Source organism: Sphingomonas sp. S6, from assembly GCF_043498045.1.
Taxonomy (GTDB): domain Bacteria; phylum Pseudomonadota; class Alphaproteobacteria; order Sphingomonadales; family Sphingomonadaceae; genus Sphingomonas.
This window is the reverse complement of sequence record NZ_JBIEOE010000002.1, coordinates 272,977-293,101: the sequence shown is the minus strand read 5'-3', so window position 1 is coordinate 293,101 and position 20,125 is coordinate 272,977. Positions and strand designations below refer to the sequence as shown.

Annotated in this window: 17 protein-coding genes and 1 other annotated feature; of the genes, 7 read left to right on the top strand and 10 right to left on the bottom strand. The window is 67.5% G+C overall.

The genetic code is table 11. The features are described 5' to 3' along the window. Positions 1 to 135: 135 nt before the first annotated feature. Positions 136 to 1,533 carry an MFS transporter gene (locus ACGVWT_RS04335; protein ID WP_394425493.1) on the bottom strand — a complete coding sequence of 466 codons (1,398 nt, stop codon included), beginning with the start codon at positions 1,531 to 1,533 and terminating at the stop codon, positions 136 to 138. Between the two features lie 219 nt (positions 1,534 to 1,752). Between ACGVWT_RS04335 and ACGVWT_RS04330 the strand changes: the two genes are divergently transcribed. Further along, positions 1,753 to 2,913, top strand: coding sequence for an acyl-CoA dehydrogenase family protein (locus ACGVWT_RS04330; protein ID WP_315461543.1), 1,161 nt, complete (start codon positions 1,753 to 1,755; stop codon positions 2,911 to 2,913). A gap of 167 nt (positions 2,914 to 3,080) precedes the next feature. Further along, a complete protein-coding gene (locus ACGVWT_RS04325; RefSeq protein WP_315461544.1) occupies positions 3,081 to 3,869 on the top strand; it encodes an SDR family oxidoreductase in 789 nt (262 codons plus the stop codon). Between the two features lie 57 nt (positions 3,870 to 3,926). Here ACGVWT_RS04325 and ACGVWT_RS04320 read toward each other — a convergent pair whose 3' ends face one another. Together ACGVWT_RS04320 and ACGVWT_RS04315 are read right to left on the bottom strand one after the other, a co-directional pair. Then, complete coding sequence (locus ACGVWT_RS04320; protein ID WP_315461545.1) at positions 3,927 to 5,198, bottom strand: hypothetical protein; 1,272 nt, start codon at positions 5,196 to 5,198, stop codon at positions 3,927 to 3,929. Positions 5,199 to 5,288: 90 nt separating this feature from the next. Next, positions 5,289 to 7,547 (bottom strand): NADP-dependent malic enzyme, encoded by a 2,259-nt coding sequence (locus ACGVWT_RS04315; RefSeq protein ID WP_315461546.1) that lies wholly within the window; start codon positions 7,545 to 7,547, stop codon positions 5,289 to 5,291. Between the two features lie 90 nt (positions 7,548 to 7,637). On the opposite strand from ACGVWT_RS04315, the gene ACGVWT_RS04310 reads away from it, so the two are divergent. From ACGVWT_RS04310 to mutS, 3 genes are read left to right on the top strand one after another with little or no spacing between them, the layout of a single operon-like run. Further along, a complete protein-coding gene (locus ACGVWT_RS04310) occupies positions 7,638 to 7,826 on the top strand; it encodes a hypothetical protein (protein ID WP_116461670.1) in 189 nt (62 codons plus the stop codon). Next, positions 7,819 to 8,091 carry a type II toxin-antitoxin system RelE/ParE family toxin gene (locus tag ACGVWT_RS04305; protein ID WP_315461547.1) on the top strand — a complete coding sequence of 91 codons (273 nt, stop codon included), beginning with the start codon at positions 7,819 to 7,821 and terminating at the stop codon, positions 8,089 to 8,091. The genes ACGVWT_RS04310 and ACGVWT_RS04305 overlap by 8 nt, the downstream gene beginning before the upstream one ends. A 26-nt stretch (positions 8,092 to 8,117) precedes the next feature. Then, entirely contained in the window at positions 8,118 to 10,697 is a 2,580-nt protein-coding gene (gene mutS / locus ACGVWT_RS04300; RefSeq protein ID WP_315461660.1) for a DNA mismatch repair protein MutS, read from the top strand. Positions 10,698 to 10,912: 215 nt separating this feature from the next. Here mutS and hslU read toward each other — a convergent pair whose 3' ends face one another. From hslU to ACGVWT_RS04280, 4 genes are all read right to left on the bottom strand, one after another. Beyond that, positions 10,913 to 12,205 (bottom strand): ATP-dependent protease ATPase subunit HslU, encoded by a 1,293-nt coding sequence (hslU, locus tag ACGVWT_RS04295; protein WP_116461667.1) that lies wholly within the window; start codon positions 12,203 to 12,205, stop codon positions 10,913 to 10,915. Between the two features lie 68 nt (positions 12,206 to 12,273). Next, complete coding sequence (gene hslV / locus ACGVWT_RS04290) at positions 12,274 to 12,819, bottom strand: ATP-dependent protease subunit HslV (RefSeq protein WP_315461548.1); 546 nt, start codon at positions 12,817 to 12,819, stop codon at positions 12,274 to 12,276. A gap of 196 nt (positions 12,820 to 13,015) precedes the next feature. Next, positions 13,016 to 13,282: a 3TM-type holin gene (locus ACGVWT_RS04285; protein WP_315461549.1), complete on the bottom strand. Its 267-nt coding sequence runs from the start codon at positions 13,280 to 13,282 to the stop codon at positions 13,016 to 13,018. Beyond that, the gene (locus tag ACGVWT_RS04280) at positions 13,279 to 13,818 is read right to left on the bottom strand and encodes a glycoside hydrolase family 108 protein (RefSeq protein WP_315461550.1); all 540 of its coding nucleotides are present in this window, start codon (positions 13,816 to 13,818) and stop codon (positions 13,279 to 13,281) included. Before ACGVWT_RS04280 ends, ACGVWT_RS04285 begins: the two co-directional genes overlap by 4 nt. Before the next feature lie 364 nt (positions 13,819 to 14,182). Then, positions 14,183 to 14,238 (top strand) — a sequence feature (sul1 is cis-regulatory element that is thought to sense ions involved in sulfur or methionine metabolism; They are found in Alphaproteobacteria). Between the two features lie 75 nt (positions 14,239 to 14,313). Here ACGVWT_RS04280 and ACGVWT_RS04275 point away from each other — a divergent pair. Beyond that, positions 14,314 to 15,786 (top strand): SulP family inorganic anion transporter, encoded by a 1,473-nt coding sequence (locus ACGVWT_RS04275; RefSeq protein WP_315461551.1) that lies wholly within the window; start codon positions 14,314 to 14,316, stop codon positions 15,784 to 15,786. A 179-nt stretch (positions 15,787 to 15,965) separates the two neighbouring features. On the opposite strand, the gene sdhA is transcribed toward ACGVWT_RS04275, so the two are convergent. Genes sdhA through sdhC form a run of 3 tightly spaced genes read right to left on the bottom strand, consistent with a single transcriptional unit; the run spans position 15,966 to position 18,579 of the window. Next, on the bottom strand, positions 15,966 to 17,771 hold the full coding sequence (gene sdhA / locus ACGVWT_RS04270; protein ID WP_315461552.1) for a succinate dehydrogenase flavoprotein subunit: 1,806 nt from the start codon (positions 17,769 to 17,771) through the stop codon (positions 15,966 to 15,968). After that, positions 17,768 to 18,151 (bottom strand): succinate dehydrogenase, hydrophobic membrane anchor protein, encoded by a 384-nt coding sequence (gene sdhD, locus ACGVWT_RS04265; RefSeq protein WP_116461661.1) that lies wholly within the window; start codon positions 18,149 to 18,151, stop codon positions 17,768 to 17,770. Before sdhD ends, sdhA begins: the two co-directional genes overlap by 4 nt. Then, a complete protein-coding gene (gene sdhC / locus ACGVWT_RS04260) occupies positions 18,151 to 18,579 on the bottom strand; it encodes a succinate dehydrogenase, cytochrome b556 subunit (RefSeq protein WP_116461660.1) in 429 nt (142 codons plus the stop codon). Before sdhC ends, sdhD begins: the two co-directional genes overlap by 1 nt. Before the next feature lie 166 nt (positions 18,580 to 18,745). Between sdhC and ACGVWT_RS04255 the strand changes: the two genes are divergently transcribed. Beyond that, positions 18,746 to 20,107 carry a methyl-accepting chemotaxis protein gene (locus ACGVWT_RS04255; protein WP_315461553.1) on the top strand — a complete coding sequence of 454 codons (1,362 nt, stop codon included), beginning with the start codon at positions 18,746 to 18,748 and terminating at the stop codon, positions 20,105 to 20,107. The last annotated feature ends 18 nt before the right edge of the window (positions 20,108 to 20,125 follow it).

Below are 20,125 nucleotides of genomic sequence, written 5' to 3'. Positions count from 1 at the left end.
GATGTCGCTACACAGGGGGTGGGGTTTCGCCAACAGGCGCGGGAACCATAAGCGCCCAACGGTGTTTGCGCGCCGACGAAGCGATGGGATGAGCGGTGAATCGCGATCCTGTCGCCACGCTGAACGGCGAAATGCTCAGGAATCAGCCAGTTTTGCTGCCCCAAGTCGCGCCAGCCGCGCCTCATGCTCGGCACGGCCGAACGGGAAGCGGGTGAAGACGAACGCCGCGCAGCCGGCAATCAGCAGATAGGTGACGCCGAAGGTCAGCGTCAGCCGGTCGATCGTGTCGACCGGTACGGTGCCGGGCACCGCCTTTTCGGGGAAGTCGGCGATCGCCAGGATGACGCCCGCCAGGAAGATGCCGATCCCCGACGTGCATTTCTGGACGAAGAACCAACCGGCGAAGAACACCCCTTCCGACCGGCGGCCCGTGCGAATTTCCGACTCCTCCACGACGTCAGCTATCATTGACGAGCCGAGGATGAAGACGCTGACATTGCAGGCGGTCCCGGTCGCAAAGAAGATAAACAGAAGCGGCAATAACATCGGCTGCCCCACCTCGGGCATGACGTGCAACAGGCGCAGCGCATAGGGTGCTATGTTGAAAGATGCTCCCAAAACGGCCGCCACCGCGGCCGCGCGTGGCTTTGACACCGTTCGCCCGATCCGCGGCGCCGCCACAAACGAGACCAGCACACCAGCGAACAAGGCAAAGGTGCCGTAGACGAAGATCATCCCCTGGAACCCCCACACATAGGTGTAGAGATAGGTCGACATCGCATAGCTGATGCCCTGCACCGTATAGGCGCACAGCCCCGCCAGCATCAGGATCGCAAAGGCGCGGTTCTTCACCGTGTCCGCCAGTTCGCGCAGATTCTCGCGGAACGTCTGCCGCTCGATCGGCGGGTTGGGCAGATTGGGGATCTCCTTATGCGTACCCGCCGCCGAGGTCAGGATCGCCGCCCCCATCAGCAGCGCGCCGAGGATTGAATAGCCGATATAGCCCTGCCGGTTGAGCAGCCCGTTGGCATGCTCCGGCGTCGGCGCGAGGAAATAGAGATAGGCGGATACCAGCATGGTGAGCCCGCCCGCCCAGCCGAACAGATAGCGCCACGCCATGATCCGCGTCCGCTCGTCATAGTCCGACGACAGTTCTGGCGTCAGCGCGACCGAGGGGACCTCATAGGCGCTGACCGCGGTGCGGACGAGGACGGCACAGGCGAACAGCCAGCCGAGCGTCGCGCCCTGCCCCCAGCCGCTCGGCGGGTTCCATAGCAGCACCCAGCCGACCATGATCGGCAGCGCAGAGCCGTACATCCACGGGTGGCGCCGTCCCCAGCGCGTGCGCGTACGATCGGACAGAAATCCCACGGCGGGGTCGACGAAGGCGTCGATCAGCAAGGCGACCATCACGACGAGGCCGACGGTGGCGGAGGGCAGGCCGACGACCTGGTTGTAGAACAGCAGCAGGAACGTGCCGAAGCCCGCATCCTTCACACCATAGGCGACCGCGCCGAAGGCGTAGCTGCCCATCGCACCGCTTCCCAGGCGCCGTGCCGCCGGTACGGCCGCCGCCCCTGCTTTCGCTTCTGCCGCCGGTCGCATGCAAGCTCCTGTTTTGTCGGGGATCATAGTCGCGCACCGGGGGCGGTCAATCACGCTTTCGAATTTCGGGTTTGCAGCCGCATCGACCAGATCATAGGATAATCAGGTAGCAACCCGCCCGCATCAGGGCATCGCAGTGGATACGGCATGGCCCTCGACCCCGAAACCTTCGACGCGCTGATCGACACCGTCCGTCGCTTCGTCGGCGAACGACTGCGCCCCCTCGAGGCCGATGTGGAGGCCGCCGACGCCATTCCCGACGCGGTCGTCGCGGAGATGAAGGAGATGGGCCTGTTCGGCCTGTCGATCGCCGAGGACTATGGCGGCCTGGGTCTCGACATGGTCGAGGAATGCCGCGTCGCGATCGAGATGGGGCGGACGACGCCGGCCTTCCGATCGACCTTCGGCACCAATGTCGGCATCGGCAGCCAGGGGCTGGTGATGGCGGGCACGCCCGAGCAGAAGGCCGAATGGCTGCCGCGGATCGCGAGCGGCGAGATCGTCACCAGCTTTGCGCTGACCGAACCCGATGTCGGCAGCGATTCCGGTAGCGTGAAGACGCGGGCCGTCCGGGCCAAAGACGAAAATGGTGCCGACGTCTACCGCCTGTCGGGCACCAAGCGCTACATCACCAATGCCGACAAGGCGCAGCTGTTCACCGTGATGGCACGCACCGGCGACGAGAAGGGTGCGCGCGGCGTCTCCGCCTTTCTGGTGCCCAAGGACTTGCCCGGCATCACCATCGGCGAACCCGAAAAGAAGATGGGACAAAAGGGCGCGAAGGTTGCCGACGTGCATTTCGACGACGTGCCGGTGCCCGTCGCCAATCGCCTGGGCGCGGAGGGCGAAGGCTTCAAGATCGCGATGCGCGTGCTGGATCGCGGCCGGCTGCACATCAGCGCGGTCTGCGTCGGCGTCGCCGAACGGCTGATCGCCGACAGCGTCGCTTATGCCACCGGTCGCCAGCAGTTCGGCAAGGCGATCGCCGAACACCAGCTGATTCAGGGCATGATCGCCGACATGAAGACCGAAGCGCTCGTCGCCCGTGCGATGGTGCTTGAAACGGCTGCGAAGAAAGACCGCGGCGAGGACGTCGTGCTGGAAAGCGCGGCGGCGAAATATTTCGCCAGCGAGATGGTCGGCCGCGTCGCCGACAAGGCGGTGCAGGTCTATGGCGGCGCCGGCTATATCGCCGATTACGGCATCGAACGCCTGTATCGCGACGTCCGCCTGTTCCGCATCTACGAAGGCACCAGCCAGATCCAGCAGGTCATTATCGCGCGCGAAACGATGAAGCGGGGCGGATGACGATCGCCACCCACCCCATGCGTCATCCCCGCGCAGGCGGGGATCCAGACCCGCAGGTCCGTCGATAGAAACGCGCCGTCAGCCAGTCTAGATTCCCGCCTTCGCGGGAATGACGGCGGGGACGAAACACCGATCACGCCTACTCCACAGCCTTTAGGGGAGCATCCATGGACACCACCAACCTCTTCCGCCTCGACGGCAAGGTCGCGCTCGTCACCGGCGGCAGCCGCGGCATCGGCAAGATGATCGCCGCCGGCTTCATCGCCCAGGGCGCGAAGGTCTATATCTCCAGCCGCAAGGCGCCGGCCTGCGACGACACCGCTGCCGAACTCGGCCCCAATTGCATCCCCTTACCGTGCGACGTCAGCACCGTCGCCGGCTGCAAGGCGCTCGCCGAGCAACTCGCCGCGCACGAGGACAAACTCGACATCCTCGTCAACAACGCGGGCGCCGCCTGGGGCGTGCCGTTCGAGGAGTTCCCGGAAAGCGGCTGGGACAAGGTGATGGACCTCAACGTCAAATCACCCTTCTTCCTGACGCAGGCGCTGCATGGTCTGCTGAAGGCCGCCGGCACGGCAGGCCGCCCGGCCAAGGTCATCAACATCACCTCGATCGACGGCCAGCGCCTCAACCCGTGGGAAACGTACAGCTATCACGCATCCAAATCGGCGCTGATCTATCTGACGAAGCGCATGGCCGCGCGGTTGGTGCGCGACCACGTCAACGTCACCTCGATCGCGCCGGGCGCCTTCGCCAGCGACATGAACAAAGCCGCCCGCGACCATGGCGAAGACGTCGCGCAAGGCATTCCCGCCGGCCGCATCGGCACGGATGAGGATATGGCCGGCGCCGCCATCTACCTCGCATCGCGCGCAGGCGATTATGTGATCGGCGAGACGATCACGGTCGACGGCGGCCTGGTCCACGCCGCGCTGGGCACCAGCATCGACGCATAACGATGCGGCTTGGCGGGCCGGTAGCGGGCGAGGCCCCTCCCGGCTCGCCGGCCCCCCTCACCCCGCCACGGCGACCGCAGCCATCTCGGCAGGGGGAGGCGCATCCGGCAGCGCCTCGACGCCGGGCAGGTCCCAGCGATCCATGGTGATCGCCGAACAGGCATAGGTCGCCTTGTTGCGGAAGGTCGCCGGCTTCATCGCCGCGGCCAAGGCCGGCTGCGATCCGGCCAGCGCCTTCTGCGCGTCATCGGCATGGCGGACATAGGCAATGCCGGAGGTCGACACGCCGAGCGCCGACTTGCTGTCAACGACCGGGATGAAGTCGCCCAGATAGGCCACGTCGCCCGCCTCGACATGGAAGGTCGGCGCGCCGAAGCAATTGGTCGTCGTCGCCATCTTGGTGATGACGGCGGTCGAGGCGATGACATAGTCGCCCGGCGTCACGCGCAGCACCTGTACCTCATAGGGCGCCTTGCGATCGGCGCTGCCGACGCCGAGATCGTAGACGGTCTTGTCCCCCGTCTTCTTCCAATCCTTGGGGCGATAGACGAGGTCCCGCCCCTTCGTGTCATACCGCGTCAGCTGCACGAAGCCGGACCGGCCTGCGCTTGCCGCGTTCGGGCGGCGAAAGGCGACGACCACTGCCGCCTCGCCGGGCGCCAGGACGAAGGGCGCGGCGGTATCCACCTTCTTGCCCAGGAACAGCGCACCGGGTGCGCCCAGCGGCGCATCGACGCGCGCGACCAGATCGTCGGGCTGCGCGAAGGTCGTGCGTTCGGTGATCGTGCCGTCGACGGTCTGCGCGCCGACGATGCCGTTGAAATAGGCGTCGCGCTCTGCGTCGGTCATCGCACCGACCCGCGCGGCCTTCTCCTTGGACACCTCGACCACGCGCCAGCCGTCGATCAGCAGGCAATTGCGGCGGTTGGCGCGGCGCTGCTGCCCCTCGGCGATCGCACCGGCGATCAGGCCGCCCAGCCCGCCGCCGATCCCCGCGGCGATCGGCGACATCAGCGCCGGATTGTAATAATAGGGAATCGACCCCGACGGCGTCCGCGACCCGCGTGCGATCAGGCGACAGCGCTGCCAGGCCGCATCATATTGCGCACGCGTCGCACCCGGCCGATTGTAGAAATGGCTGTCCTTCAGGTCGCGCGCCGCATCCTTGGCGATCTCTTCGGGCGTATCGCGTGGATCGGCGGCCGGCGTCTGCGCCACGGCGGGCGGCTTGGTGCCGCCATAGGTCATCGGCAGCGTCGCCTGCGCATAGGCCATATGCGTCGTGCCGCACGCCGCGAGCAGGCTCGCGGCCACCATCATCCTCTTCATACATCCCCCCCGGAACTGGTTCCGAAGCGGATCATACGCAGGCCGGGACCGGCGGCAAGACGCTTTTCCGCGCCGCCGGTCCCTGTCCGGTCAGCGTGCGATGCCGCCCGCCGCCAGCACCGCCAGCGTTACCAGTTCGCTTGCGGTCGAGGTCATCGGCGCGATCTGCACCGGCTTTTCCATGCCGATCAGCATCGGGCCGATCACGCTGTCGCCGCCCAGTTCGCGTAGCAGCTTGGCAGCGATATGGGCCGACTGCAGGCCCGGCATGATCAGGATGTTGGCGGGGCCCGACAGGCGCGCGAAGGGATAGTTCGCCAGCTGCTTGGGGTTCAGCGCGACGTCGGGCGGCATCTCGCCTTCATATTCGAAGCCGACATTGCGCTTGTCGAGTTCGGACACCGCGTCGCGGATATTGTCGACCCACGCGCCCTTCGGGTTGCCGAAGGTCGAATAGCTCAACATCGCGACGCGCGGCTCGTGGCCCATGCGGCGCGCGACCTGTGCGGTCTGTTCGGCGAAGTCGGCGAGCTGTTCGCCCGTCGGCCGTTCGTTCACCGTCGTGTCGGCGATGAAGACCGTGTGGCTCTGCCCGACGAGCACGTGGATGCCGAAGGGGGTGCGCCCCGCCTCCGGATCGATGACGCGCTTCACCTGACGCATCGATTCCGCCCAGGTGCGGGTGATGCCGGTGATCATCGCATCCGCCTCGCCCAGCTGGAGCAGCGCAGACCCGAAGACGTTGCGGTCCTGGTTGATCATCCGCTCGACATCGCGGCGCAGGTAGCCGCGGCGTTGCAGGCGGTTGTACACGAAGTCGACCATCTTCGGGACCAGCGGCGAATGGCGGCTGTTGTGGACCTCATATTCCTGCGGGTTCGAGACGCCCAAGGCCTTCAGGCGATCGTAGACGTCGTCGCGGCCGACCAGCACCGGCGTACCATAGCCGCCTTCCTTGAAGGCGATGGCGGCGCGCAGCACCACTTCCTCTTCGCCCTCCGCGAACAGCACGCGCTTCGGCCGCGCACGCGCGCCTTCATAGGCGAGGCTGAGCACCGACGTCGTCGGGTTGAGGCGGGCGCGCAGTTGCTGGCGATAACCCTCCATGTCGAGGATCGGCTTGGTGGCGACGCCCGAATCCATCGCCGCCTTGGCGACGGCGGAGGGCACCAGCTCCATCAGCCGCGGATCGAACGGCGCGGGGATGATATATTCGGGGCCGAAGCTGTGCTGCACGCCATAGGCCATCGCCACCTCTTCCGGCACGCGCTCGCGCGCGAGTTCGGCGATGGCGTTGGCGGCGGCGATTTTCATCGCATCGTTGATGCCGGTCGCGCGCACGTCGAGCGCGCCGCGGAAGATGAAGGGGAAGCCGATGACGTTGTTGACCTGGTTCGGATAGTCGGACCGGCCGGTGGCGATGATGGCATCGGGGCGCGCCGCCTTGGCGAGTTCGGGGCGGATCTCCGGTTCGGGATTGGCCATCGCGAAGATGATCGGCGCCTTCGCCATGTCCTTCACCATCTCGGGCTTCAGAGCGCCCGCGGCGGACAGGCCCAGGAAGACGTCGGCCCCGTCCAATGCCTCGGTCAGCGTCCGGCGATCGGTGGCGGCGGCATGCGCCGACTGCCACTGGTTGATGTCCTCGCGCCCCTGGTAGATCACGCCTTCGCGGTCGCACATGATGACGTTGTCGTGGCGCACGCCCATCGCCTTCATCAGTTCGGTGCAGGCGATCGCCGCGGCGCCCGCGCCGTTGACGACGACCTTCACCTCGTCCAGCCGCCGCCCCGTCAGCAGGCAGGCGTTGATCAGGCCCGCGGCGCAAATGATCGCGGTGCCATGCTGGTCGTCATGGAAGACCGGGATGTTCATCCGCTCGCGCAACGTCTGCTCGATGATGAAGCATTCGGGCGCCTTGATGTCTTCCAGATTGATGCCGCCGAAGCTCGGCTCCATCAGCTCGATCGCATCGATGATACGGTCGACGTCTTCGGTCTTCAGCTCGATGTCGATCGAATCGACGTCGGCGAAGCGCTTGAACAGGACGGCCTTGCCTTCCATCACCGGCTTGGAGGCAAGTGCGCCGAGATTGCCCATGCCGAGGATCGCGGTGCCGTTCGAGATGACCGCGACGAGGTTGCCCTTCGCGGTATAGTCGTAGGCGGTGGCGGGATCGTCGGCGATCGCCTGCACCGGCACCGCGACGCCGGGCGAATAGGCGAGCGCGAGGTCGCGCTGTGTCGCCATCGGCTTGGATGCGATGATCTCGATCTTGCCCGGGCGCCCCTCCGAATGGAACAGCAGCGCCTCGCGCTCGGAAAATTGGACGGACGCTGTGTCGGACATGGGGGCCTCGCTGCCGGGGAAGGACGCTACGGCTCTTGGCCGTTCCGGCACAGGCTTTCAACCCAAAGGCGGAGCAGGTATGATCGCGGCATGAAGCACGAGGCCGGATTCTCTACGCCGACGATCCCCCTGCCGACAGCCGCGGACTTCGCGCGCGCCAAGCAAGGCTATGAGGCAGGCGACGGCGTCGATCACATCGTGGTGCGCCAGTGGCTTCGCACATGGGGCGAACCTGGTCACGTACCCTTTGAGGAATGGCTTGCCGCCCAGAATGGCTAGGGTCGTCTGGAGCCGACAGGCACTGGCCGACCTCAATGCCATAACCGTCTACATCCAACAGTTCGATCCCGATGCCGCCTTACGAACGCGGACCCGCCTGTCGGACCTCGGCGACAGTCTGATCTTCTTTCCGCATCGCGGACGGCCTAAGGAGGATGGCCGTGGCCAGCTGGCGACGGCACCGCCGCACATCATCACCTATGCCGTCGAGGGCGAGGACGTGACCATCCTCTCCGTCCACCACGGCGCCCGAAACATAGACTGAACCGTATGACTTCCACCCCCACCCCGATGATGGCGCAATACCTCGGCCTGAAGGCGGAGGCGGAGGATTGCCTGCTGTTCTACCGCATGGGCGACTTCTTCGAATTGTTCTTCGACGATGCCCGGGTGGCGAGCCAGGTGCTCGATATCGCCCTCACCGCCCGCGGCGAGCATGATGGCGAGAAGGTGCCGATGTGCGGCGTGCCGGTCCATGCCGCGACCGCCTACCTCCAGCGCCTCATCAAGGCGGGCCACCGCGTCGCCATCGCCGAACAGACCGAAAGCCCGGAGGCAGCGCGCAAGGCCCGCGGCAGCAAGGCACTGGTCAATCGCGCGATCGTGCGGGTCGTCACCGCCGGCACGCTGACGGAGGAAGCGCTGCTCGACGCGCGTAGCGACAATTGGTGCGTCGCGATCGGCGAGGCGGCCGGCGCGGTGGCGCTGGCGGCGGCGGACGTATCGACCGGGCGGTTCGTGGTGATCGACTGTTCGGTCGACGCATTGGGGGCGGAACTGGCGCGATTGGGCGCGGCAGAGGTAGTGGCCTCCGAAACCAGCGATCATGCAGAGGCTGCGACCAGCCTGCGGCCGCGCGGCGGCTTTGACAGCGGGGGCGCAGAGGCACGGCTGAAAGCGCTATTCGGCGTGGCGACGCTCGACGGCTTCGGCAGCTTTTCGCGCGCAGGACTGGCCGCGGCGGGCGGCCTCGTCGCCTATCTGGAGCATACCGCCAAGGGCGCCCTGCCCTTCCTTCGACCGCCGCAGCTCAGCCGTGCCGCGGAGACGATGGCAATCGACGCCGCGACGCGCGAAAGCCTGGAGCTCACCTGCACCACCAACGGCCAGCGCAAGGGCAGCCTGCTCGACTGTATCGACCGGACGGTGACGGGCGCGGGCGCCCGGGCGCTGGCGGGGGATCTCGGCGCACCGCTGATGGACGCCCGAGCGATCGACGAGCGCCTGGATCTGGTGCAGCACTTCCACGACCAGGCCGGCCAGCGCGAACAGGTGCGGTCCGCGCTGCGGGCGCTGCCCGATATCGGGCGCGCCATCGGGCGGCTGGCGGCGGGGCGCGGTTCGCCGCGCGACCTGGGGCAGTTGCGCGACGGGCTGGACGGCGCGTGGCACCTCGGCGAGCGGCTGGGCCAGATCGACGCGCCGCTGGCGCTGCTCCGCCGGATCGCGCCCGCGCTGCGCGGCCATGGCGCGCTGATCGACCTGCTCCGCCGCGCGCTCGTCCCCTCGCCACCGATCGAGGCGAGCGATGGCGGCTATATCGCGGCGGGCTATGACGACGCGCTCGACGCGCTGCGCGATACCGGCGCGGGCGGGCGACGCGCGATCGCGGCGCTGGAGGCGGAGATGAAGGCCGCGACCGGCATCGCGACGCTGAAGGTCCGCCACAACAATGTGCTGGGCTATCATGTCGAGGTGCCGGCCCGTGCCGCCGATGCGCTGATGCAGCCCGACAGCGGCTTCACCCACCGCCAGACACTCGCGGGCGTGGTGCGCTTCAACACCCCCGCGCTGCACGAGGTCGCGGCCAAGGTGTCGCAGGCCGGCGCGCATGCGCTCGCTGCCGAAGCGGCGCATCTGGAAGAGCTGACCGCCGCGGCACTGGCGCAGCGCGAGGCGATCGCCGCGACCGCCGATGCGCTCGCCCGGATCGACGTCGCCGCGGGCCTTGCCGAGCGCGCGGCCGAGGGCGGCTGGGCGCGCGCCACGATCGCCGACCATCCCTGTTTCGACGTGATCGGCGGCCGACATCCGGTGGTCGAGGCCGCGGTCGCCAAGGCCGGCGAGCGTTTCGTCGCCAACGACTGCACGCTGTCGCCCGATTCGCGGCTCTGGCTGGTGACGGGTCCCAACATGGGCGGCAAATCCACCTTCCTGCGCCAGAACGCCCTGATCGCGGTGCTGGCGCAGGCGGGCAGTTTCGTGCCTGCGACCAGCGCGACGCTCGGCCTTGTCGATCGGCTGTTCAGCCGCGTCGGCGCGTCGGACAATCTCGCCCGCGGCCGGTCGACCTTCATGGTCGAAATGGTCGAAACTGCGGCGATCCTGGCGCAGGCCACGCCGCAGAGCTTCGTCATCCTCGACGAGGTCGGGCGGGGCACCAGCACCTATGACGGTCTCGCGATCGCCTGGGCGGTGGTGGAGGCGATCCATGAGGACAATCGCTGTCGCTGCCTGTTCGCGACGCACTATCACGAGCTGACCCGCCTTGCGGAACGCTGCGACGCGCTGACGCTGCACCATGTTCGGGCGCGCGAGTGGAAGGGCGAGCTGGTGCTGCTCCACGAACTGGCCACGGGGCCGGCGGATCGCAGCTACGGCCTCGCCGTCGCGCGGCTGGCGGGCATGCCGCCGGCGACGGTGGCGCGGGCGAAGGCGGTGCTCGCCAAGCTGGAGGCGGGCCGCGCGAAGACCGGCGGACTGGCCGCGGGGCTGGACGACCTGCCGCTCTTCGCCGCCGCCGCGCAGGTGGAGGAGGAGACGTGCGACGCGATCCGCGCGGAGGTGGAGGCGATCGACGTCGACGCACTGACGCCGCGCGAGGCGCTGGATACGCTCTACCGGCTGAAGGCGCTGGCGCGGGAGGGGTGAGCAGGTTGCCGGGCCAACGGCTCCGTTGAAACCATCCGGGGGATGGTTTCACCTGCTCACATTCCGGGCGGATCGCGGGGTGCGGGATGCGCCTGCCCCACATCCGTCGTCACCCCAGGCTTGACCCGGGGTCCCGCTATACCCCGCTTTTGGCAAGGCAGAAGCGGGACCCCGGCTCAAGGCCGGGGTGACGGAGAAACGACGAAGTTTCCGAATTACAACACGAACCGGCTCAAGTCCGTGTTCCGCGCAATCCCGGCCAGCTGCTTCTCCACATAGGCCGCATCCACCGTCACCGGCTCGCTGCGGTCCTCGGCATCGAAGCTCACCTCTTCCAGCAGCTTCTCCATCACCGTCTGCAAGCGGCGCGCGCCGATATTCTCGACCTGCCCGTTCACTTCGGCGGCGATGCGCGCGATCGCGGCGATGCCGTCATCGGTAAAGGTGACGTCGACGCCCTCGGTCGCGATCAGCGCCTTGTATTGCGCGGGCAGCGACGCCTTGGTGTCGGACAGGATCGCGATGAAGTCCGCTTCGGTCAGGCCCTTCAGCTCGACGCGGATCGGCAGGCGGCCCTGCAGCTCCGGCAGAAGGTCGCTGGGCTTGGCGACATGGAACGCGCCGCTGGCGATGAAGAGGATGTGGTCCGTCTTCATCGGGCCATACTTCGTGGCGACGGTGGTGCCCTCGATCAGCGGCAGCAGATCGCGCTGCACGCCTTCGCGGCTGACCGAACCGCCGCGCACGTCGCTGACCGCAATCTTGTCGATCTCGTCGAGGAAGACGATCCCGTTCGCCTCGGCGTCGGCCAGCGCGGTGCGGCTCACCTCGTCCTGGTCGAGGCGCTTGTCGGCCTCTTCCTCGACCAATTTGTCCCATGCCGCGCGCACCGTCAGCTTGCGGCGCTTCAATTGCTGGCCGCCACCGAACGACTTCATCATCTCGGTCAGGTTGATCATCTGCGGTGCGCCGCCGGGCACCTCGAACGGCATCGACGGTGCCTGTTCCAGCTCGATCTCGATCTCGGTCTGGTCGAGATGGCCGTCGGCGAAGCGCTGCTTGAAGCTTTCGCGCGTCGCCTGACTGCTGTCCTTGCCCACCAGCGCGTCGAGCAGCCGCTTCATCGCCGCATCCTCCGCCTTGTCCTTCACCGCGAGGCGGCGGCGCTCCTTCTCCAGCCGGATCGCCTCCTCGACCAGGTCGCGCGCAATCTGTTCGACGTCGCGGCCGACATAGCCGACCTCGGTGAACTTCGTCGCTTCCACCTTCACGAACGGCGCATCGGCCAGCTTCGCCAGGCGGCGGCTGATCTCGGTCTTCCCGCAGCCGGTGGGGCCGATCATCAGGATGTTCTTGGGCGTCACCTCGTCGCGCAGGTCGGGCGAGAGCTGCTGGCGTCGCCAGCGGTTGCGCATCGCAACCGCGACCGCGCGCTTGGCGTCGGCCTGGCCGATGATATGGGCGTCAAGCGCGGCGACGATCGCCTTGGGGGTGAGATTTTCGTTCATTATCTGCCTGTTCGCCCGGATCGGGCGATTTGAAAGGTCACAAAAGTCACACGGACGCGCGTGTTTTTTCAGCTCGCGCTCTCGAGCATTTCGATCGTCGTGCGATCGTTGGTGTAAACACACACCTCCGCGGCGATCGCCATCGCCTTGCGGCAGATCGTCTCGGCGTCCTGCTCATACTCGACCAGCGCGCGGGCGGCGGCGAGCGCGTAATTGCCGCCCGATCCGATCGCCGCGACGCCGTTTTCCGGTTCCAGCACGTCGCCGTTGCCGGTCAGGATCAGCGTCACGTCCCGGTCGGCGACGATCATCATCGCTTCTAGGTTGCGCAGGTATTTGTCGGTGCGCCAGTCCTTTGCCAGCTCGACCGCCGCGCGCATCAGCTGGCCCTGGTGACGCTCCAGCTTCGCTTCCAGCCGCTCGAACAATGTGAAGGCGTCGGCGGTCGCGCCGGCGAAGCCGCCGATCACCTGCCCCTCGCTGCCGAGGCGGCGGACCTTCTTCGCATTGGGCTTCATGACCGTCTGGCCCATCGAGACCTGACCGTCGCCGATGACGACGACCTTGCCATTGCGACGGACAGACAAAATGGTGGTGCCGTGCCAGACCGGCATGGCGTGTGGATCGTTCCCGCTCATGGCGCGCGATGTAGGTGCGCGGCGGGTGGGTGCAAAGGGGGCCGTTCACGCGAAGTCGCGGAGGCGCAAAGAAGGGGTGCACGCGAAGCGTCTCCCCCCCTCACGAGACGACCGAAGGAGGGCCGCTGACGCGGCGCCCCTTCGTCTTCGCGTCTTAGCGTCTTCGCGTGAATTACCCTTCCACCCCCTTCGCCTTCCCCCACGCCCGTGCGGCCGTGTAGCCGAGGTAGCCCGTTCCGAAGAGCGCATAGAGCGGCTCGGGGATGGCGTTGAGGTACGCACCCGCCCCCCGCGCCATGGCGATGGCGACATCGGGCCGGATCGCGGCGATCAGGCTCATCGGGATGGTCCACAGGATCAGCGCATACATCACGTAGAGGAAGGCGGGGCGCGCGCGCCGCACCCACGGATCCTCCGCAGCGGGCCGGCGCGGCGTCACGAGACCCGCCCTGCGAGCCAGCCGTACAGGAAGGCCTCGTTGGCGGGGCGGCGCTCGGCAAGCGCGACATAGCGTTCGCCCTGCAAGGCATCGATCGCCTTGACCAGCACCGCCTCCCCCGCCTTGCCGCGCCGCGCGAGGAAGGCATCGAGCGCTGCGAGCGTCCGCGCACCCACCGCCCCGTCGGCCGCGAGGTCGGGATAATCGGCCTGCCCGCGGTTGAGCGCATTGAGCGCACGCTGGAGGAAGCCGATCGCGGTCGCGGTGCCCATGTTGACGCCGGTGTCGAACAGCTCCGCCGCCAGCATCGGCGCCCGCGTGGCGATCCGGTCGAGGCCCGGCCCCCGCCAATAGACGCGCTCGTAGATCTCGGCGGCCCGCGCCCGCGGCAGGTCGCGGATCGTCCCCTGCCAGCCATTGGCACGGGCGACCGCGGTGGTGATCCCCCAATTGGTCGCGCCGCCACGATCGGCGGGATGATCGACATAGCCGCCCTCGCGGGCAATCAACCGGTCGATAAGGGCATGGATGGTCATGATGCGCTCCCCTGCTGTGACGGTGCGGGAGGATCATGGTTTTCGGGAATAGGACAGGGGGTGGGTCTGACGTCGGGATTTCCGTTTAGCGGACAAACGGTTGGACGGAATGGAATGCGACCGGCGTCCAACACGCCTTGGCCGCGACTCACTCCCCTCGCCCCAAACACCCCGTCACCCCGGACTTGTTCCGGGGTCCACTGAGCCCCGGGGGGAGCGTTCGCGCCTCCGGCCGCCCCCCTCGCCGCAGAGTGGACCCCGGAACAAGTCCGGGGTGACGGTGAGGACGGGGCGGCCGCGGCGATCCTCCCCATCGCCCCGTATTTGCATCGCGGCGCGCTTCGCGCTAACCGCGCCGCATTCGCATGGACCCGGTGCAATTCCGGGTGGCTATTCCGGCCGCCGATCCGCCGGACAACGTATACCGCGCCCTTTCACACCATTGCCTTTGCCGGTGATGCCTCACCTTGCGCGGTCGATACGGACCCTCGTTACATGACTTTCGATTTCGCCCGCTACCGCGCCGAATGGTACAGCGGCCCCGCTGCCGCGCGCCGGGATATTCTTGCCGGCATGGTCGGCACCTTCGCGTTGATCCCAGAGGTCATCGCCTTTTCCTTCGTCGCGGGTATCGACCCGCAGGTCGGCCTGTTCGCCTCCTTCGTCATCGGCATCGTCATTGCGATCTTCGGCGGGCGCCCCGCTATGATCTCGGGCGCGGCCGGCTCGGTCGCGCTGGTCGCCGCCGCGCTGGTGACGGCGCATGGCCTGTCCTACCTGCTCGCCGCCACCGTCCTGGCCGGCGTGTTGCAGGTCACGTTCGGGCTGCTCCGGCTCGACGTACTGATGCGTTTCGTGTCGCAATCGGTGCGTACCGGCTTCGTCAACGCGCTCGCGATCCTGATCTTTTCGGCGCAGGTGCCGCAGCTGCTCGGTGTCGATTGGCACACCTATGCGATGATCGGGCTCGGCCTCGCGATCATCTACCTCGCACCCCGCGTGACGACCGTCATTCCCTCGCCGCTGATCTGCATCGTCGTGCTGACCGCGGTCAGCGTCGCGTTTCCGATGCCGCTGCGCACGATCGCCGACCTTGGGCGCCTGCCCGATGCGCTGCCCGGCTTCGCGCTGCCCGCCGTCCCGATGGAATGGCGCACGCTCGCCATCGTCGCGCCCTATGCGCTGGCGATGGCCGCGGTCGGCCTGCTCGAATCGCTGATGACCGCGCGCGTCGTCGACGATCTGACCGAGAGCGGCAGCGACAAGGCGCGCGAGGCGACCGGCCTCGGCCTCGCCAATGTCGCCGCGGGGCTGTTCGGCGGCATCGCCGGCTGCGGCATGATCGGGCAGACGGTCGGCAACGTCCGCTATGGCGGACGCGGGCGGCTGTCGACGCTGGTGGCGGGCGTGTTCCTGCTCGTCGTGATGGTGCCGCTGCGCCCGTGGGTCGCGCAGGTGCCGGTCGCGGCACTGGTCGCCATCATGGTGATGGTGTCGATCAGCACCTTTTCCTGGGGATCGCTGCGCGACCTCGCCCGCCATCCCAAGGTGTCGGGCGTCGTCATGCTCGCGACCGTCGCAGTCACGGTGGCGACGCACGACCTGTCCGCTGGCGTCGCGGTCGGCGTATTGCTGAGCGGCGTGTTCTTCGCGTTCAAGGTGATGCGGATGATGCGCGTCGATGCGACCTATGACGTCGGCACCGACACGCGTGTCTACACCGTGTCGGGGCAGGTGTTCTTCGCCAGCGCGGAGATGTTCGCCGACCGGTTCGACCTGCGCGACACGGCGGCGCGGGTGCGGATCGACCTGACGGGCGCGCACCTGTGGGACGTGACCGCGGTGGCGGCGCTGGACGATGTCGTCGCCAAGATGCGCAGCCATGGGATGGTCGTGGAGCTGGTCGGGCTCAACGCCGCGAGCGCGGTGCTCGTCGACCGGCATGCGCCGCTGGTGATGGGGGTGTGAGTGGAAGGGGGCAGCGTAAGCCGCCTGCCCTCCAAGCCCGTCATTCCCGCGGAGGCGGGAATCCAGACTGGCTAACCGTGCGGCTCAATCGCCAGCGTCAGAGGTTATGGATCCCCGCCTTCGCGGGGATGACATGAAGGGGCGCGGATACGACGGCCGTCGTGCCCACGCCCCACAGATCAATACACCCGCTTCTTCGGCTTGATGTATTCGACGTCGTCGGTGAGCGTGTAATCGTGCACCGGGCGATAATCGATCGCGGTGGCGCCGCCGACGCCGCCCCAGCCGGTGAAGGTGGTGATCGTGTGCTTCATCCAGTTCGCATCGTCGCGATCCGGGTGATCCTCGTTCACATGGGCGCCGCGCGATTCCTTGCGGTTGGCCGCCGAATCGATCGTCACCAGCGCCTGCGCGACCAGATTGTCGAGCTCCAGCGTCTCGATCAGGTCGGTGTTCCAGATCAGGCTGCGGTCGTTGACCTGCACGTCCTGCATCGAGGCGTAGATGTCCTTCATCAGCGCCTGGCCTTCGCTGAGCAGCGCGTTGTCGCGGAACACCGCGCAATGCTTCTGCATCGTGCGCTGCATCCGCCCGCGGATTTCGGCGGTCGGCGTCGCACCGGCGGCGGTGCGGAACTTGTCGAGACGCGTCAGCGACAGCTCTTCCGAACCCTTGGGCAGCGGATTGTGCGTCGTGTTGGGCTTGCAGATGTCGGCGATGCGCTTGCCGGTCGCGCGGCCGAACACCACGAGGTCGATCAGCGAGTTCGAGCCGAGGCGGTTCGCGCCATGGACCGACACGCATGCCGCCTCGCCGACCGCGAACAGGCCGGGGACGACCGTGTCCGGATTGCCGTCGACCAGGTTGACGACCTCGCCGTGGAAGTTCGTCGGGATGCCGCCCATGTTGTAATGGACGGTTGGCGTGACGGGGAGCGGCTGGCGCGTCAGGTCGACGCCGGCGAAGATCTTGCCCGTCTCGGTGATGCCCGGCAGGCGCTCGTGCAGCACCTTGGGATCGATATGGTCGAGGTGCAGGAAGATGTGGTCGCCGTTCTTACCGACGCCGCGACCTTCACGCATTTCCATCGCCATCGACCGCGACACGACGTCGCGCGACGCCAGGTCCTTCGCGGACGGGGCGTAGCGCTCCATGAAGCGCTCGCCCTCGGAATTGGTGAGGTAGCCGCCTTCACCGCGCGCACCCTCGGTGATCAGCACGCCCGCGCCGTAGATGCCGGTCGGGTGGAACTGGACGAACTCCATGTCCTGCAACGGCAGGCCGGCGCGCAGCACCATGCCGCCGCCGTCGCCGGTGCAGGTGTGCGCCGACGTCGCCGAGAAATAGCAGCGGCCATAGCCGCCCGTCGCGAGCACGGTGTTGTGGCTGCGGAAGCGGTGGATGCTGCCGTCTTCCATGCAGAGCGCGATCACGCCACGGCACACGCCGTTTTCCATGATCAGGTCGAGCGCGAAATATTCGACGTAGAAGTCGGCGTCATAGCGCAGCGACTGCTGGTAGAGCGTGTGGAGCATCGCATGCCCCGTACGGTCCGCTGCGGCGCAGGTGCGCTGCGCGGGCGGGCCTTCGCCCATGTTCTGCATCATGCCGCCGAACGGGCGCTGGTAGATGCGGCCTTCGTCGGTGCGGCTGAAGGGCATGCCGGCATGTTCCAGCTCGTACACCGCCGCCGGTGCCTCGCGGACCATATATTCGATCGCGTCCTGGTCACCCAGCCAGTCCGACCCCTTGACGGTGTCGTACATGTGCCAGGTCCAGTGATCCGGGCCCATGTTGCCCAGGCTCGCGGCGATGCCGCCCTGCGCGGCGACGGTGTGCGACCGCGTCGGGAACACCTTGGTGATGCAGGCGGTCTTCAGGCCGTTCTGCGCGCATTCCATGACGGCGCGAAGCCCCGAGCCGCCCGCGCCGACGACGACGGCGTCATAGGTGTGGTCGATGATCTTATAGGCAGGCGCGTTCATGCCGCAGCTCCGAAGGCGACCTTGAGGATCGCGAAGATGGCGATCGCGGCGGTCGCGACCGTGAAGAAGTTCAGCGCGAGGATGGCGGCGACGCGCTTCTGTTCGTGCTGGTAATCCTCGATCACCACCTGCAGCCCGAGGCGGAAGTGATAGAAGACCGACACGATCAGCAGCACCATCGGCACCGCCACCCAGCTGTTGCGCAGCCAGTCGTGGACGCTGGCATAGTCATAGCCCGGCAGCCGCAGCAGCGAGAAGACGAACCAGAGCGTCAGGAACAGGTTGGAACCCGCGGTGACGCGCTGGCGCCACCAGTGATGCGCGCCTTCCTTGGCGCTGCCGAGGCCGCGGACGCGGCCGATGCTGGTGCCCGAACCCATTACTTCATCCCCAGGTAGAGCCAGAAGGCCGCGGTCAGCACCACGCCGCCGACCATGACCGCCAGACTGAACATCTTGTTGCGCTTCAGTTCGAACGCCGCGCCCGCATCCATCACCAGGTGGCGGATGCCGTTCAGCGCGTGCGTGAAGAACGCCCAGGTCATGCCGACCCCGATCACCCAGCCGAGCGGATTGAGGGCGCCGCTGTCATGGGTGAACACGTCGCGGAACGTCGCGTAGCTTTCCGCCCCGCCCGCGATCGCGGCCAGCCACCACACCAGCAGCACCGTGCCGACCGTCGCCATCCCCGAACCCGTGGCGCGATGGAGGATGGAGACCAGCATATGCGGCCCCCAGCTGTAGTGGAGCTTCATAAAGCCCGAGAAGAGATGCGGGCTGCGCGGGCGCGCCGGAGTGCGGGATGCCATGAACGGTCCTCGGGCAAGATCGATTGCAGTGCCTATTAGGCCACGCGTTCGCCGATGCAACCCATAGCATCCGCTCCTAACGGAGCATTAACCACTTGGGCGGTAGGCACGACGGTCGAGAGGCCCGGTCACCGGGCCCGTCGTTCGTTCGCCGGAGACTTCAGCTTTGCCCGACATCGCCCTGCCGCCCCCGGCCAGCATCGCCGCCAGCATCGACCTGGCGAGTCGCATCAAGGCGTTCGACGGAGGCGACGACACGCTGGCTGAGCAGGCCCGCGAATTGTGGACGATCATCGAACCCGACGCGGGCGACATCGTCGATGCCTATTGGGACCATTGGCGCGCCGCCAACCCCGGCGCACCGACCTGGACGCCGATGGAGGGCGACCGGCGCCGCACGGCGGGCATCGCCTATCTGCGCAACCGCTTCTGCTACCTGGAGGGAACGGCCTGGGTCGAATCGCTCGAGCGGTCGGTGGCCGCAGCCTATGCCGCCGGCGTCGAGACGATGGAATTGCTCGCCATGTCCTGCGCCAGCGATCGCGCCGTCCTGAAGGCGCTCAAGCGGCGCCTGCCCGAAGACACGTTGCACCGCACCGAGCTGGTCGACGCGCTGATGCGCCTGTTCGGCATGGAAACCGAGTTGACCGTCGCGCTGTTCGCCGGCTTTGCCGCCTATAGCGCGCATGCGGCGCGCGAGCGGCTGGCGGGCGATTTCCGCGAAGGCATCGCCGATGCCGTCGAGACCGCGACGGTCGAAGGCCGGACCTTGCGCGCCCAGGCGGAGCGGAGCTCCGGCTCCGCACGCGGCATGCTGGGCAAGACCAGCGAGGTCGCCGCCGCCGCCGAACAATCTGCCGTCGCGATGCGCGAGGCGGCACAGACCGCCGCAGGCCTGATCCGCGCGATCGAGGACGCCCGCACCGAGGTGGAAGCCGCCGCCGAGATCGCCAGCCGCGCCTCGCGCCAGGCGACCGACGCGGTCGGCATGTCGGAAACGCTGTCCGACCACGCCAAATCGATCGAATCGATCCTGGGCCTGATCCGCGACATCGCCGGGCAGACCAACCTGCTCGCGCTGAACGCGACGATCGAGGCGGCGCGCGCCGGTGACGCCGGCCGTGGCTTCGCCGTCGTCGCGCAGGAGGTGAAGAGCCTCGCCAATCAGACCGCGCGCGCGACCGACGATATCGCCGCCAAGATCGCCTCGATCCAGTCGGCGACGAAATCCACCGTCGAAACCAATGCCAGCATCCGCACGACGGTGACCGAGGTGCAGGAATCGGCCGATCGCATCCGCTTCGCGATGGAGGCGCAGGCGCAGACCGTCACCGCGATCACCGCCGCGGTCGACGAAACCGCGCTTGCCGCCGATTCGATGGCGAGCACGATCGCCACGATCCGCATGGACACCGAAACCGTCGCCGCGGAGATCGACGGCGTCGGCCGCGGCTTCGACATGCTCGACGGGCGGTTGCAGTCGCTGAAGAGCAGCGCGGGCGATTTCGTCGCCAAGGTCGCCGCTTGATGGACCGAGCCATCCCGT

Coding starts and splice junctions, on each gene's coding strand:
- ACGVWT_RS04335 (WP_394425493.1), bottom strand. CDS start 1,533: ATGGGCAGCTACGCCTTCGGCGCGGTCGCCTATGGTGTGAAGGATGCG.
- ACGVWT_RS04330 (WP_315461543.1), top strand. CDS start 1,753: ATGGCCCTCGACCCCGAAACCTTCGACGCGCTGATCGACACCGTCCGT.
- ACGVWT_RS04325 (WP_315461544.1), top strand. CDS start 3,081: ATGGACACCACCAACCTCTTCCGCCTCGACGGCAAGGTCGCGCTCGTC.
- ACGVWT_RS04320 (WP_315461545.1), bottom strand. CDS start 5,198: ATGAAGAGGATGATGGTGGCCGCGAGCCTGCTCGCGGCGTGCGGCACG.
- ACGVWT_RS04315 (WP_315461546.1), bottom strand. CDS start 7,547: ATGTCCGACACAGCGTCCGTCCAATTTTCCGAGCGCGAGGCGCTGCTG.
- ACGVWT_RS04310 (WP_116461670.1), top strand. CDS start 7,638: ATGAAGCACGAGGCCGGATTCTCTACGCCGACGATCCCCCTGCCGACA.
- ACGVWT_RS04305 (WP_315461547.1), top strand. CDS start 7,819: ATGGCTAGGGTCGTCTGGAGCCGACAGGCACTGGCCGACCTCAATGCC.
- mutS (WP_315461660.1), top strand. CDS start 8,118: ATGATGGCGCAATACCTCGGCCTGAAGGCGGAGGCGGAGGATTGCCTG.
- hslU (WP_116461667.1), bottom strand. CDS start 12,205: ATGAACGAAAATCTCACCCCCAAGGCGATCGTCGCCGCGCTTGACGCC.
- hslV (WP_315461548.1), bottom strand. CDS start 12,819: ATGCCGGTCTGGCACGGCACCACCATTTTGTCTGTCCGTCGCAATGGC.
- ACGVWT_RS04280 (WP_315461550.1), bottom strand. CDS start 13,818: ATGACCATCCATGCCCTTATCGACCGGTTGATTGCCCGCGAGGGCGGC.
- ACGVWT_RS04275 (WP_315461551.1), top strand. CDS start 14,314: ATGACTTTCGATTTCGCCCGCTACCGCGCCGAATGGTACAGCGGCCCC.
- sdhA (WP_315461552.1), bottom strand. CDS start 17,771: ATGAACGCGCCTGCCTATAAGATCATCGACCACACCTATGACGCCGTC.
- sdhD (WP_116461661.1), bottom strand. CDS start 18,151: ATGGGTTCGGGCACCAGCATCGGCCGCGTCCGCGGCCTCGGCAGCGCC.
- sdhC (WP_116461660.1), bottom strand. CDS start 18,579: ATGGCATCCCGCACTCCGGCGCGCCCGCGCAGCCCGCATCTCTTCTCG.